Origin of the sequence: Arthrobacter sp. BL-252-APC-1A (assembly GCF_009696625.1) — a bacterium.
Taxonomy (GTDB): Bacteria; Actinomycetota; Actinomycetes; order Actinomycetales; family Micrococcaceae; genus Arthrobacter_B.
Genome location: NZ_VULS01000002.1, coordinates 477,110 through 490,922, shown reverse-complemented (window position 1 = coordinate 490,922; position 13,813 = coordinate 477,110). Strand labels below are relative to the sequence as shown.

At 65.0% G+C, this 13,813-nt stretch carries 11 protein-coding genes and 1 tRNA gene; 5 read left to right on the top strand and 7 right to left on the bottom strand.

The window, feature by feature from the left end:
• Window positions 1-94 precede the first annotated feature (94 nt).
• The 3 genes from FYJ28_RS05070 to FYJ28_RS05060 are packed head-to-tail and all read left to right on the top strand — an operon-like array spanning window position 95 to window position 2,373.
• Complete coding sequence (locus FYJ28_RS05070) at window positions 95-1,063, top strand: J domain-containing protein (protein WP_195840600.1); 969 nt, start codon at window positions 95-97, stop codon at window positions 1,061-1,063.
• Window positions 1,064-1,086: 23 nt separating this feature from the next.
• On the top strand, window positions 1,087-1,554 hold the full coding sequence (locus FYJ28_RS05065) for a tRNA (cytidine(34)-2'-O)-methyltransferase (protein WP_055239527.1): 468 nt from the start codon (window positions 1,087-1,089) through the stop codon (window positions 1,552-1,554).
• A 15-nt stretch (window positions 1,555-1,569) separates the two neighbouring features.
• Window positions 1,570-2,373: a class I SAM-dependent methyltransferase gene (locus FYJ28_RS05060; protein ID WP_055239526.1), complete on the top strand. Its 804-nt coding sequence runs from the start codon at window positions 1,570-1,572 to the stop codon at window positions 2,371-2,373.
• Here the strand turns inward: FYJ28_RS05060 and FYJ28_RS05055 are convergent.
• From FYJ28_RS05055 to FYJ28_RS05040, 4 genes are all read right to left on the bottom strand, one after another.
• Complete coding sequence (locus tag FYJ28_RS05055; RefSeq protein ID WP_326831516.1) at window positions 2,370-3,119, bottom strand: PIG-L deacetylase family protein; 750 nt, start codon at window positions 3,117-3,119, stop codon at window positions 2,370-2,372. The two genes, FYJ28_RS05060 and FYJ28_RS05055, sit on opposite strands and share 4 nt — an antisense overlap.
• Window positions 3,116-4,060: an electron transfer flavoprotein subunit alpha/FixB family protein gene (locus FYJ28_RS05050; RefSeq protein WP_055239524.1), complete on the bottom strand. Its 945-nt coding sequence runs from the start codon at window positions 4,058-4,060 to the stop codon at window positions 3,116-3,118. Before FYJ28_RS05050 ends, FYJ28_RS05055 begins: the two co-directional genes overlap by 4 nt.
• A gap of 48 nt (window positions 4,061-4,108) precedes the next feature.
• Window positions 4,109-4,948 (bottom strand): electron transfer flavoprotein subunit beta/FixA family protein, encoded by an 840-nt coding sequence (locus tag FYJ28_RS05045; RefSeq protein ID WP_195840599.1) that lies wholly within the window; start codon window positions 4,946-4,948, stop codon window positions 4,109-4,111.
• Window positions 4,949-5,165: 217 nt separating this feature from the next.
• Window positions 5,166-6,701, bottom strand: a complete 1,536-nt coding sequence (locus FYJ28_RS05040; protein WP_154578457.1) for a S1C family serine protease — start codon at window positions 6,699-6,701, stop codon at window positions 5,166-5,168.
• A 324-nt stretch (window positions 6,702-7,025) separates the two neighbouring features.
• Between FYJ28_RS05040 and FYJ28_RS05035 the strand changes: the two genes are divergently transcribed.
• Both FYJ28_RS05035 and FYJ28_RS05030 read left to right on the top strand, forming a co-directional pair.
• Complete coding sequence (locus FYJ28_RS05035) at window positions 7,026-9,077, top strand: TPM domain-containing protein (protein ID WP_154578456.1); 2,052 nt, start codon at window positions 7,026-7,028, stop codon at window positions 9,075-9,077.
• Window positions 9,078-9,188: 111 nt separating this feature from the next.
• Window positions 9,189-9,929, top strand: a complete 741-nt coding sequence (locus tag FYJ28_RS05030; RefSeq protein ID WP_055239521.1) for a PspA/IM30 family protein — start codon at window positions 9,189-9,191, stop codon at window positions 9,927-9,929.
• Window positions 9,930-9,985: 56 nt separating this feature from the next.
• Here the strand turns inward: FYJ28_RS05030 and FYJ28_RS05025 are convergent, their stop codons facing one another.
• The 3 genes from FYJ28_RS05025 to FYJ28_RS05015 all read right to left on the bottom strand — a co-directional run bounded on the left by FYJ28_RS05025 (window position 9,986) and on the right by FYJ28_RS05015 (window position 13,758).
• On the bottom strand, window positions 9,986-10,528 hold the full coding sequence (locus FYJ28_RS05025; RefSeq protein ID WP_229780226.1) for a DUF6328 family protein: 543 nt from the start codon (window positions 10,526-10,528) through the stop codon (window positions 9,986-9,988).
• 123 nt (window positions 10,529-10,651) lie between these two features.
• Window positions 10,652-10,728 (bottom strand) — tRNA-Met (locus FYJ28_RS05020).
• A 45-nt stretch (window positions 10,729-10,773) separates the two neighbouring features.
• A complete protein-coding gene (locus tag FYJ28_RS05015) occupies window positions 10,774-13,758 on the bottom strand; it encodes a UPF0182 family membrane protein (protein ID WP_404320474.1) in 2,985 nt (994 codons plus the stop codon).
• Window positions 13,759-13,813 lie beyond the last annotated feature (55 nt).

Sequence of the window (13,813 nt, the reverse complement as noted above, 5' to 3'; positions counted from 1 at the left end):
TTATACCGGTGCCTGCACCGTGATGTGCAGGTATGGCACCACGGACCCGCGCCGGGATGCCGCCGCCGACGACTCGCTATCGAGAGGACCAGCAGTGACTCCCCCAAACCAATCGCTGTATGAGGTTTTGGGACTCACGCCGTCCGCGACGAGCGAGCAGATCAAGTCGGCCTACCGTCGTGCAGCCCGCCGGTCCCACCCGGACCAGGGCGGCAGCAGCGAGCTCTTCCACCTCGTATCGGAGGCATACCAGGTACTCTCCGATCCGCTCCAGCGAAGCGCCTACGACCGGCGTCTGGGTCATGCCGGCACCGGCGCCGCACCAAATGGCTCCTCCCCTGCCCGTCCTGCGGGAACCGGCGCCGGCACCGCCCCGGGCCGTCCCGGACGACCGGCACCAAACCCCGACTTTGGTAAGTCTCCGGTCTTTGAACCCGACTTTTCCCCTCAGCGGCCGCCGGCAATTCCCCTGGCGATGATCAGCCGCCAGGTTAACGGCGAGCCGGAACGACCCGGCCTGTTCAAACGGATGGGTTCATCTGCCGGTTCCCGGTACGACGCTGAAAACCTGACTATCGGGCTGCTGGCCAACTCCCTTCTCCCGGATTACCCGGCAGGCAGGCTGGTCAACAGTCTGCGAATTCCGGACAGCGGCCGCCGGGGAGGGGTGCTGGAGATCGGCCATGTCCTGCTCGGCGGGTACCGGATGGCGGTCATCGATTCGATGATGGCCTCTCCCGGGGCCTGGTACTGGGACGGCAAAACCCTGCGCCACCGCGGGCATGCAGTCGGATCGCTTCGGCTGGACGACGCCGTCCGGACACTGCAGGAGAGGTTCCCGGACGTCCGGGTCTCCGGCTGGCTGGTACTCCACAACGCCAACCAGAACCCTTTTGAACCCGTCATCGACTCACCGCCCAATCTTCCTGAGTCAGCTCCGGTGGACGTCGTGAACCCGGGAACCCTTGCCCGGGACCTTCGCCGGTTCTTCAGTACCGGACCTCAACCGAACACAGTGCTCCTTCCCGTGCTGGGCGCCCTCCTTGATGCGGCGAAACAGTAGCGGCGCGGGCATAGGATAAAGACGTGTTCCGCATCCTCTTCTATACCCCTGAAATCCCCGGCAACACGGGAAACGCAATCCGGCTTGCCGCCATTACCGGCGCAGAGCTCCATCTGGTGGAGCCCCTGGGTTTTGATTTTGAAGACTCAAAGCTGCGCCGCGCCGGACTGGACTACCACGACCTGGCAGTGCTTCGTGTGCACCCGAATCTGGAAGCTGCCTGGAAAGCGCTGCAGCCCGAACGGGTTTACGCCTTCACCTCGGACGGGGATACCTCATATACCGACGTCGCCTATCAGCCCGGAGACGTGCTGCTCTTTGGTCCCGAATCGGTAGGCCTGCCCGCTGAAGTAAAAAACGATCCGCACGTCACGGCCCGCGTCCGGCTGCCCATGCTGCCCTCCCTCCGGTCATTGAACCTCGCTAACTCCGCCTCCATTGCTGTCTACGAAGCCTGGCGCCAGCACGGCTTCGCAGGTGCCCAGCTCTAAGCCAAAGGACACACCATGCCCGAGCAGCATCCCCTTGCCGAGACCTTCAACGCCGGTGCACTCGACTTTGAACGCCTCGCCCCGTCCCTGTGGAACCCAATGGGCAATGCCCTGGTGGCCGCGGCCGATGTGAGCATGGGTGAGAGCGTCCTGGACGCCTGCAGCGGCGGCGGAGCCATCACGGTGCCGGCGGCGCAGAGCGCCGGCCCGGAAGCCGTCGTGGACGCGGTGGACCTCTCAGCGGAGCTGCTGGAAGTGGCGGCTGCGAAGGCCCAGACGCTGTCCCTGGAAAACGCTTCGTTCCACGTATCCGATGTACTCTCCTGGCAGCCGGACACGGAGTACGACGTCGTTCTGTGCGGTTACGCCGTGTTCTTCCTCCCGGACATGGACGCGGGGCTTCGCCATCTGGTGTCCCTGCTGCGAAGCGGCGGCCGCCTGGCGCTTAGCACCTGGGCTGAGGGCGCGCTCACGGAATTCACTTCCGCTCTCTTCCGCCACTGCGCCGCCGAAGGCGTGGAGCTGCCGGAAGCCAGCGGCGGCTCACGGGACAACATGCTGAGCATCAACACCCCGGAAAAGGCCACGGACCGGCTGCAGTCCGCCGGGCTGACCGGAGTGAAGGCCGTTCACACCCCGGTTCCGGTGGCACTGAGCCAGGACCTGGCCTGGGCTTTGGTGATGGGCAGCCCGCTCCGTCAGCTGCTGCCCGCCGACCCCGGTGCCGCCGAGCGCGTCCGCACGGCGTTCCTCGCAGAACTGGGCGAGGAGTACACGCTCAATGCCGACACCCTGATCGTAACGGCCGTCAAACCCTAGAAACCTGCGATCGTGGCGGGGGTGTTGACTCCCACCGCGTGGAAGACCTCCGCGCTGGCGCCTTCGGGCAGGCCATGGCGCACGGCGTTTTCCTGCAGGAATGAGCGCACCCCGGACTCCATGCCTGCGAGGTCGGGATGCTGGCTGGCATGGACCCGGATGGCTGAGAGCTTTCGGTCCACTTCTGCGGTGATGTCAACGGCGTGGTTTTCGCGCTCGCGCGGCGCTCCGTAAAAGAACAGCCACGGCACCTTGTATGCTTCGAGCCCGCCGGCGGCGAGCTCGGGGTAGGCGAAGGGATTTTCGGCCGCAGGGTATACCGCCCTGGTCACGATCTCGCCGCAGGCCAGATGATCTGGATGGCTGGCCTGGAGACGGGACCAGTTCCGTTCCGGGTGCATCGAAAGCACGACGTCGGGACGCACCCGGCGGATCAGCTCCACGGTCCTGCCCACAACCTCGTGATTGACGGCCAGGAAGCCGTCCCGCTCCCCCAGGAAGTGGATTTCCCCGGCCCCGACGATGTCCGCTGCGGCGCGCTGCTCAGCATTGCGCCGCGCCGTCATGCCTTCCCGGTCACCTGGTTCGAATCCTCCGGCGTCCCCGGAGGTCATGATGCAGTACGTCACTTCGGCGCCCGCGGCGCACCATTTGGCGAGCGTCCCGGCGGCACCGAAGTCGATGTCATCCGGGTGCGCGGCGAACGCGAGGACGCGCCCAGGGACTCCGGTTGGGAATGCGCTCACGCCCGGCGCTTCCGGATCTCCTCCGCGGCCTGCGGCAGCACCTTGAAGACGTCGCCCACAACACCGAAGTCCGCGATTTCAAAGACGGGGGCGTCGGCGTCCTTGTTAACCGCGACGATCACCTTGGCGGTCTGCATACCGGCCTTCTGCTGGATCGCACCGGAGATGCCGGCAGAGATGTACAGCTGGGGCGAGACAGTCTTGCCGGTCTGGCCCACCTGGGCCGAATGCTCAATCCAGCCTGCATCCGTCGCCGCACGGGAGGCGCCCACTGCACCGCCGAGCAGGTCCGCAAGTTCCTCCACCGGACCAAAGTCCCCGTCCAGGCCGCGGCCGCCGGCCACGATCACGCGGGCCTCGGACAACTCCGGCCGTCCGCTGACGCGCTTCTCGGACCGTTCCATCACAACCGCCGCCGGTCCTGTCTCGGGGACAGTCACGAGGCCGCGTTCGGGTGATCCGGCTGCGCCCCGCTCCGCGGGTTCCACTGAGTTGGCCTTCACCGTGATGATGGGAACGCCGGTTTCGACACGGCAGGTGGAAGTGTAGGAACCGGCCAGAACGGATTTTGTGACGGCCAGGTCCGGCGCCACGGCGACGGCGTCCGTAATCACTCCGGAGCCGAGCTTCACTCCGGCGCGTGCCGCAACCTCACGGTCCTCAAAGGAATTGCCCAGCAGGACGGCATCCGGTGCTGCTGCGCGGACGGCCTCAGCGAGGAACGCAGCCTTGGCGGCTACCAGGACTTCAGGCAGCGGCTGGCTGGGTTCGAAGATCCGCTGCACTCCGTAGCCGGCAAGCTCCGCGGCGGCATCTTCGGAAAGAGGCTGCGGGGACGCGACTGCGGGGGTGCCGATGGTGGCAGCAAGGGCCAGCAGCTCACGGCTGGCCCGCGGAAGGGGAAGGGACGGAACATCAATGAAGACCAGTACGGAGCCCATTGGGCGCTCTCCTAGGGGTACAGGCGCGGCAGCGCCGTAAGGGACGTGCTAGATGAGTTTCTGCGAGGCGAGGTAGTCCACCAGCGCTACGCCGGCGTTTCCGTCGTCGGTAATGATCGTTCCCTGCCCGCGTGCTGGGCGCGGAGCGGAGGCAGCAACCGAGGTCCAGGCACCGGCTTTGCCGACCTGGGCAGAGTCCACCCCGATTTCCTGCAGGGACAGGACGGTTACCGGCTTCTTCTTCGCCGCCATGATGCCGCGGAAATTGGGGTAGCGCGGTTCGTTGGCCTGGTCGGTGACTGAAACCACGGCCGGGAACGGGGCTTCGACGATTTCGGAGTAGGAATCCCCGTCGCGGCGGGCCCTCAGCCCTGGGCCGGAGGCGGTGTCCGCGGCCTCCAGCTCGGAAGCGAACGTGAGCTGGGCGTAACCCAGCCGTTCGGCGAGCTGGGCCGGAACCAGCGACGTCTCGCCGTCGGTGGATGCCATCCCGGTTATGACCAGATCCACGGGTCCGGCGGTGGCGTTGAGGTGGTTCACGACGGCGGCCAGGGCCAGGGACGTGCCGGCAGCATCGGAACCGGCCAGTGCGTCATCCAGCAGGTGGACGCCCTTGTATGCACCAATCTGGAGTGATTTCTTGACTGCGTTCGCTGCTGCGGACGGGCCCATTGTGACGGCGGTAACGGAGTTGCCGCGCTTCTCGCCGCCGCGTTCCTCGGCCAGCTGCAACGCTGCTTCAAGCGCATATTCGTCCAGTTCGGAGAGGATGCTCTCCGAGCGGTCAAGGGTGTGGTCCGGTCCGGCAAGCTGCCGGTCAAACTGGGTGTCCGGGACGTGCTTCACCAAAACAACAATGTTCAGCGGCCTGTTGGCTGACTCCTGCATTCCGGCCTTTCCTGTAGGAAGATTCCGCCGGTCGGATCCCGGCAATCCCCCGCCCGTCGGCGGTGACAGATTCAAGCTAATCACACGCAGCGCCCCGGCTCGAATACCGCGGCGGTGAAAGCCCGGCGCCGCGGAAGCGCTTCGCACTGCGCATATATGCACATTGGCTCCGGCCCCCGGCTTGCGCCAGGGGCCCGGAGCCAATCCGGTTTTACAGTTACTGGTCCGCTGAGTCGCCCAGCGTTGCGTCGGTGCTCTCAGCCTGTCCGTTGCGGACGTAGTCAATCGTCACCTTGCTGTCGGCCGGCTGCATGCGGATCGCCGCGGTCAGCGACTTAGCGTCCGTGATCGGGATGCCGTCCACCGCCGTGACGATGTCCCCCTTCTGCAGGCCGGCTTGCGCTGCCGGGGTCCCGCTGGCGGGGTTGTCCGCGATGGCGGCTCCAATGGTGAAGGAAGACGATGAGCCCGCGCCCGTCGCCGGTGTGACGGAAACGCCCAGGAAACCGTGCGTGGCCGACCCGTTCTCAATGATCTCGTCGGCCACACGCTGCGCGTAGCTGGCGGGTACGGCGAAGCCGACGCCGATGTTTCCGCTGTCTTCGCCGCTGCCGGTGCTGGAGGCAGAAGCGATCGCCACGTTCACGCCTATGACGTCACCGTCAGTGTTTACCAGGGCACCGCCGGAGTTTCCGTGGTTGATGGCGGCATCCGTCTGGATGACGTTCAGGTAGATGGACGACGCCGCTGAGCTCTGGTTCTGTGACGAGCCGTCCGGCGGGGCGAAGCGGAATCCGAACCCGTCGTCTTCCGGAGCGGTGTCCGACTCGTTTTCCGGTGCCGCCGAGGACTGCACGCTGATGGTGCGGTTGAGCGTGGAAACAATTCCGTCCGTTACCGTGCCGGAGAGCCCCAGCGGAGCACCGATTGCGATCACGGAGTCGCCCACGTTCAGTTCATCCGAATCGCCCAGCGTCGCCGGAACCAGGTCCGGGGCATCCACCTTGATGACCGCGAGGTCTGAGAGCGGGTCTGTCCCGACAACGGTTGCCGAGAGCACCCGTCCGTCTTCGGTCTGGACCTCGATGGTAGGTGTGGCCACGGTACCGCCCAGGGTCACCACGTGCGTGTTGGTCAGGATGTGGCCGTCATCGTCCAGGATGATGCCCGAGCCGCTTCCGGATGCGCCCGAGCCCGAAACCTCGATTGTCACCACGCTCGGCGATGCCTTGACCGCGGCGGCCGTAATGGCGTTGACGTCATCCCGGTCATTAACCACCACTGTCTGGGACTGGCCGGTGGTTCCCGCCGTGGCATTGCCGATACCCATCACTGAGTTGGCTGCTACGGCCACGCCTCCGCCCAGCAGGCCGGCAACAAGCATAGCGCCTACCAGCGTCCCGGTCCCGTAGCGGCGCTTGCCCGGATTCGCCGGATAAGCGGAGCCGGAATACCCGCCGCCGTAGTTCGGATCCTGGTACCCGCCGCCGTTCCCGGGCGGGGCCGCAGGCGGACCGTAAAACGCCGGCTGTGTCTGGGTCCAGGACGCGTCCCGGGAGGCTGCCCCGCCGGCCGCGTGGGCGCCGGCCGCGGTGGGGGCGGAACCTGCCGCGGAACCGCCCTGCTGTTCCTGCGGAACCTGGGACTCCGGCTGAACTGAAGACTCCGGTTGAACTGAGGACGACGGCGGCGCCGGCGGACGGGGAGGCAACGGCCGCTGCGGGCCTTCGCTGCCCCCAAAGTGCTCACTCATATGGGCCGTCCTTTCAAGATTGCTGTACCCGTAAGTATCGACCCATCCACTATGACAGTGCACCCTGTGACAAAGGCACAAGGTTTCTGGATACTCGCTGGGAATTCCCCGAAAGCGTTCGTCTACGGGAGCCGGGTGGTATCGGCGCCGTCGGGCCTAGTCAGCCGCCGGTACATAAGGTCAACCACCAGCTTTGTAGGATACGGTTTCTTGGTGGACGGGTGGTGGGGCCACCCCTAGAATCAGGGGTACATCCGCCCTGCAGTCCGTTGCAGCATCGACAGGATTGTCGTGGACAGACGAATGACAGACGAAGGATAATTTATGCGGTTCAGGACCACACGGCTGGCAGCCGTGCTTGCTCTCGGCTTGCTGGGGGTGCTGGTTCCGACCGCAGCCCATGCCGACCCGCCCGTCACCATTCCGCCGGGCCAGTATCTGGTGGATACCAATGACTCCCTCGGAGCTGGTACATCGGAGGTCCGGGACGCCATCACAGAGCTGCAGGAATCCACGGGCTACACCCTGTACGTCGTCTTCGTCGACACGTTCACGGATCCCTCTGACGCGACCGCGTGGGCACGGGACGTAGTGGAGACCAAGGGCATGGGAGCCCAGGAAGCTCTGCTGGCAATCGCCACCGAAGACCGCAAGATGCAGGTTGCCACGGGTGACCAGTCGGTTCTAAACGAGTCCCGGCGCAACGCCATGCTCCAGGCCGCACAGGAACCGCTCCTGGGCAACCAGGACATCACTTCCCAGGACTGGACTGCTTCTGCCGTCAACGCCGCCGAATCGCTGGAGGACATCGCCGGCGGAGGAAGCGGGGAAACCACATCCCGCGGCGGAGGCGGCAGCCTGGTACCGGCGTTCCTGGTGGCCGGACTGGTCCTGGTGGGCGCGTTTGCGGTCTTCGCCCTGGTTCGAAGCCGTTCCAGGAAGCAGCGCGCACTGACCAGCCGTGAAGCGGCTGCACCCAAGGATCCGCTCGACGCCATGAGCGTCCCGGAGCTGCGCAAGCAGGCAGGAAGCCTGCTGGTGGCGGCCGACGACGCAATCAAGTCCAGCGAGCAGGAACTGGCTTTTGCCGCAGCCCAGTACGGAGACGACGCCGTCTCGACTTTCACCGACGACCTGGCAGTTGCGCGCGCCCACATGAGTGAGTCGTTCAAGATGCAGCAGCAGCTTGACGACGAAATCCCCGATACCGAGGAGCAGCAGCGCGCCTGGCTCAAGGACATCATCCGCCGCTGTGAAGCAGTGAATGACTCCCTGCAGGCCCACAAGAAGGACTTTGACGCGCTGCGCGAACTGGAACGCAACGCCCCTGCCGCTCTTGCCGCTGCCCAGGACTCGGCCCGGAACGCCGAAGAACGGCTGGACTCAGCCCGTGCTGCGCTGGAAGGCCTGTCCGCGAAGTACAGTGACTCCGCGCTGGTCCAGGTGCGGGACAACATTGACCAGGCGCGGGAGCGGCTGGCATTTGTATCAAACGCATCCGCCACCGCCGAAGAGAGGCTCCAGGGCGGAGATACCTCCGCGGCAGTACTGGCTGTCCGGGCTGCAGAGGAGAGTGTGCATCAGGCCAACGTCCTCCTGGACGCCATCGACCGCACGGGCAAGGGGCTGGACGAAGCAGCCGCGGAACTGGACCGCGCCGTAGCCGACGCGAAGCAGGACCTCGCCCAGGCACGTGCCTTCTCACAGGGCGGTGCGCAGCCCGCGCTCGCCGGTCCGATCGCCGGCGTCGAACAGGCACTTGATGCTGTGGCAGCGGCCCGCGGGGAGAAATACGATCCAGTGGACCTGCTGGGACGGCTTGAAGCCTCGAATGCCCAGCTTGATGCAGCTCTCGAAGGACTGCGCGACCGGCAGGAACAGGAACGGCGGGCACGCGACGCCCTCCAGCACACCATCATGTCCGCGCAGGCGCAGATCGCCGGCACTTCCGATTACATCCGGGCCCGCCGCGGCGGGGTTGGCAGCGAGGCGCGGACCCGCCTGGCAGAAGCTGAACGCAACCTGCAGCAGGCCATTGCACTTCAGTCCTCGGATCCGGTCAGCGCGCTGGCGTACGCCCAGCAGGCAAACGCCCTGGCGGCGCAGGCTTCCCAGATGGCCCAGCAGGACGTCGATGGTTTCGGCGGTATGGGCGGCATGGGAGGTTTCGGCGGCGGCGGAATGTACGGCGGCCGCGGCGGCGGCAGCGGCCTGGGCGGTGCCATTCTGGGCGGCATCCTCATCGACTCGATCCTCCGCGGCGGCTCGCACGGGGGCGGCGGAGGATGGGGCGGCGGCGGCTTCGGCGGTTTCGGTGGCGGAGGCGGCGGCTTCGGCGGAGGCGGCGGCTTCGGTTCCTCCGGGGGCAACTTCTAGCGGCGTAACATCCCCGGTAATTACCGGGACGGGGTTACTGCAGCACCGGTATTTTGACAGGCTGACAACAGCACAACGCAGGTTACTTGCACACATGTGAAAGGCAGACAGATGGTAAAGCAGTCCATATTCGGGCGGATCGCCCAACTGGCCAAGGCCAACATCAACGCGCTTCTGGACCAGGCGGAAGACCCCCAGAAGATGCTTGACCAGATGGTCCGGGACTACAGCAACAACATCGCCGAGGCGGAAAGCGCCGTGGCGCAGACCATCGGCAACCTGCGCATGCTTCAGGACGACTACAACGAGGACCTGGAAAATGCACGCAGCTGGGGCAACAAGGCCCTCGCAGCTTCGCGCAAGGCTGACGAGTTCCGGGCCAGCGGCAACACCGCCGATGCCCAGAAGTTCGACAACCTGGCCAAGGTGGCAATCCAGCGCCAGATGGCCTCGGAGAACGAGGCCCGCGGCGCCGAGCCGACAATCGCTTCCCAGGAAGAAATCGTCGAGCGGCTGAAGACCGGGCTGAACCAGATGAAGGACAAGCTCCAGCAGCTGCAGTCCAAGCGCAACGAACTTATCGCGCGCTCCCGCAACGCTGCGGCGCAGAACCAGATGCACGACGCGATCAAGAGCATTGACGTCATGGATCCCACCTCTGAGGTCGGCCGTTTCGAAGAGAAGATCCGCCGTGAAGAGGCGAAGGTACGCGGTGCCAATGAGCTCGCTGCCTCCAGCCTCGACGCTCAGTTCGAGTCCCTGGAGGACCTGGGCGAGCAGACGGAGGTAGAAGCCCGGCTTGCCGCTCTGAAGGCCTCTGCAGCCAACCAGTCAGCAATCGAACAGAACTAGTTTCCTCATTACCGCAGCAGGCCGGCACCCCATGCGGGTGCCGGCCTGCTTCCGTGTCAGGTGCTGCTTTCGAGTTTCCGGCGAACCGCGAGCCTCCTGCTGCGCTGCGGAACCACGATCCAAAGGAGCAGCAGCACCAGTGCGGCTGCGCCGGCGGCCACAGCTCCTGCCCAGCCGCCCAGCACGAGGTCGAAAACGAGTCCCAGCGTGCCAATCAGGATCAGCCCCACCAGCACGAGTGTCCAGCGCAGCAGCAGGTCGCTGTTGCGCACCAGCTGGTACTTGATCCGCCGCTGGAAGAAGGACCGGTGCATCACCACGGTGGACATCAGGACAGCGGTGACCAGCACGGAGAGCACCACCAGCGCCAGGTAGATTCCCACCTGTATGGGTGAAAGGGTGGTAAACCGCTCCTGGAAAGGCAGCGTCAGCAGGAAGCCGGTAAGGATCTGAATACCCGTCTGCAGTACCCGGAGTTCCTGCAGCAGGTCCGTCCAGTTCCGGTCCAGTTTTTGCAGCGCACTCTCACCGCGGTCCGGGTCGTTCTGGACACGCGGCTCCGGCCTTCCGTTCAACCCCGGATACTGGCGGGGATTCATTCCCGCAGTGTAGTGGAGCCCGGGTTCGTTGGAACCAGTCCCCCAAAGACGGCATGGCCGGCGCTGATGGGTGCACTGCCGGCAAAACAAAATCCCCGTCCGGAACCCGGACGGGGATTTTCTTGGTTGCGGGGGCAAGATTTGAACTTGCGACCTCTGGGTTATGAGCCCAGCGAGCTACCGAACTGCTCCACCCCGCGGCGTGTTATCCATGTTACCCGCCGCGGGGTTGAGCTGCAAACCGGCTACTCTCCTGAACCCTCGTTCCCGCTATCCTCTGCACCGGCGTCGCCCGAATCGGCACCCGCTGCTGCGCCTGCCATCTTGTCCTGTGCAGCGATGGCCCGCTGGATCGCGGCGTTCAGCTTGTCCTGCGCTGCGCCATAGGCTGCGAAGTCGCCGCTGGCCAGGGCCTCCTGGCCTTCCTGGATTGCAGCGCCTGCGTCGGACAGTGCAGTTTCAAGGTCTGCCTGGGCCGTGGTCTCCACGGGCGGAGCACTGGGATCAACCGGCGTCTCGCCAACATTCTCCTCATCGCCGGTAACGGCTCCGGAGTCGCCGCCAAAGACCTGGTCAAGTGCTTCGTCCAGGGTCGGAGCGAAGCCCACCTTTTCACCGAAGTTCACCAGGACGCGCTGGAGCGTCGGATAGGAGGAGGCACCGGAGGACTGCACATAGACGGGCTGCACGTAGAGCATGCCGCCGCCTACGGGCAGGCTGAGCAGGTTGCCGTTGATGACTTCGGAGGCACCCTGGCGCAGCAGGTTCAACGCATTGGAAACGGTCGGATCCGAGTTGAAGCGGTTCTGTGCCTGGCCGGGGCCGGGCACAGCCGTATCAGTCGGGAGTTCGAGCAGCCGCAGAGTTCCATATTCCTCCGACTTCTCGCCGTCGTTGCCGGTGCCGGCGTCGGCGTCGGCCGCGAGGAAGCCGTAGAGCACGTTCCGGGCTTCGCCGTTCTGGGCTACGAACGGAATGAACGGCGTCGTCAGGGAGAATGCCGGCGCGTCCTGGCCCGGCATCTGCAGCGAGAGGTAGTACGGCGGCTGCTTGACGTCGGAGTTCGTCCGGGTCGGGTCGGACGGAACGGACCACGCGTCGTCGTTCTTGTAGAAGGACTCGGCATCGGTGACGTGGTAGCGGCCCAGAAGCTCACGCTGGACCTTGAACTGGTCCTCCGGGTAGCGGACGTGCGCCATCAGGTCCGCTGACATGTCGCTGTAGGGCTTCAGCGTGGACGGGAAGACGTCCTGCCAGGCCTTCAGCAGCGGATCCTCGTCGTCCCAGGCGTAGAGGGTCACGGAACCGTCGTACGCATCCACGGTCGCCTTGACCGCGTTGCGGATGTAGTTCACCCGGTCTGCCGGCAGTGCGGCTGAGGCGCCGCCGGTCAGGGAGTCGGTAGTGGCCGAAGCCAGTTCCTGCTGGGTGGAGTACGGGAAGTAGCGGCTGGTCGTGTAACCGTCCACGATCCACTTCACTCGTCCGTCAACAACGGCGGGGTAGGCGTTTCCATCCACCGTCAGGTACGGAGCAACCTTCTCCACGCGTTCGCGGGGATCGCGGTCGTAGAGGATCTGGGAGTCTTCGTTAACGAAGTCGGAGAGCAGCAGCTCCGTGGACTGGAACTTGATGGCGTAGACAAGCTGGTTGAACAGGTTGCCTACGCTCGGTCCGCCGTCACCGGAGAAGGTGGTCTGCGTGTCGTCCTCGGCATTGCCGGTCTGCGGACGGTCGATCTCCACCGGAGCGGATCCTTCAGGCGCACCTACTACGGAGTAGTCCGGGGAGGACTCACCGAAGTACACCCGGGGCTCGTAGTCTCCCAGCACACCAGTGGAGGGGATTCCGGATTCCATGAAGCTGGGCTTGCCGTCAGGCTGGACGGTGGAGCCGCGGGCAGCAACCACGCCGTAGCCATGGGTGTACAGGATGTGCTCGTTCACCCAGCCATCGGGAACGCCGTTGACGTTCAGCTCACGGACGGCAATAACAGTGTCCTGGACGTCGCCCTCTACGTCGTAGCGGTCAACGTTCAGGGTTTCCGGGAACTGGTAGTACTGGCGGAACTGCTGGAGCTGGCCGAACGCGTCCGAAACGACATTCGGGTCCAGGAGACGGATGTTCGCGGTGGTTCCGGCATCGGCTGCCAGGGCCCCGGCGTTGGCATCAACCGTTGCGTCGTAGTCGATCACTTCGGTGTCGGCAAGCCCGTAGGCTTCGCGCGTCAGGTCGATGTTGCGCTGGATGTACTCGCGCTCAAGCGTCTGCTCCGAGGGAACGACCTGGTAGCGCTGCACAATCCAGGGGTAGACCCCGCCGGCAACGATGGCGGTGATCACGAGCATCGCCGTGCCGATGATCGGCAGGCGCCAGCGGCCGATGATGGCCGAAAGGATGAACAGCAGCGCCACGATCACCGAGGCCACCGCAAGGATCGCCTTGGTCGGGATGACGGCATTGACGTCGGTGTACAGGGCACCCGTCCAGGCACCGGAGGTGCTCAGCAGGGTGTTGTAGCGGTCCAGCCAGAAGTTCACGGCCTGGAGCAGCAGGAAGGATGCGGCGATCACGGCAATGTGGATGCGCGCCGGACGGCTGACGAATACACCCTTTTCTTCCAGGCGGATGCCGCCGTAGAGGTAATGGGTGAGCAGGCCGGCAATACCGCTGACCACCACGACAGAGATCAGGAAACCGACAATGAAGCCCACGAACGGCAGCGTATTGAGGTAAAAGCTGTAGTCCATGTTGAACTCGGGGTCGGTCTGCCCGAAGTCCTTGCGGTTGAAGAACAGCAGAGCCTGTTCCCACATGGCCATTGCCGCCGTGCCGGCGAAACCGCCGACCACAACCGGAATGCCGATCATCAGCAGTTTCCGCACCGGCTCAAGCTGCGCCTGGTAGCGGTTCAGGTTGTCCTGCAGGGCGCTGTCGGGCGCATAGATCGGCCGTGATGAGTAGGCAGCACGGATGCTGAAGTACACACAGACTGACATGATCAGGAAAGCTGCTGCGAACAGCGCAATCCGCGTCAGGTTTTCCTTGACGAAGACCTCAAGGAAGCCAAGCTGGTTGTACCAGAGCACGTCAGCGTAAACCTGGGAGAAGTAGACAAACCCGATCACCAGTACGGCTACGACGATCAGGGTGGCAATCAGCGGGCTGCGCCGCCGACGGGTGGTGCTGGGGCTCGGTCGGGAGAATGGGCCATTAGGTCCGGAAGTCACAGTTACCTCATCGTTCGGTACGTCGGCTCACGGCACCTGCGGCAGCTCGGCGAGT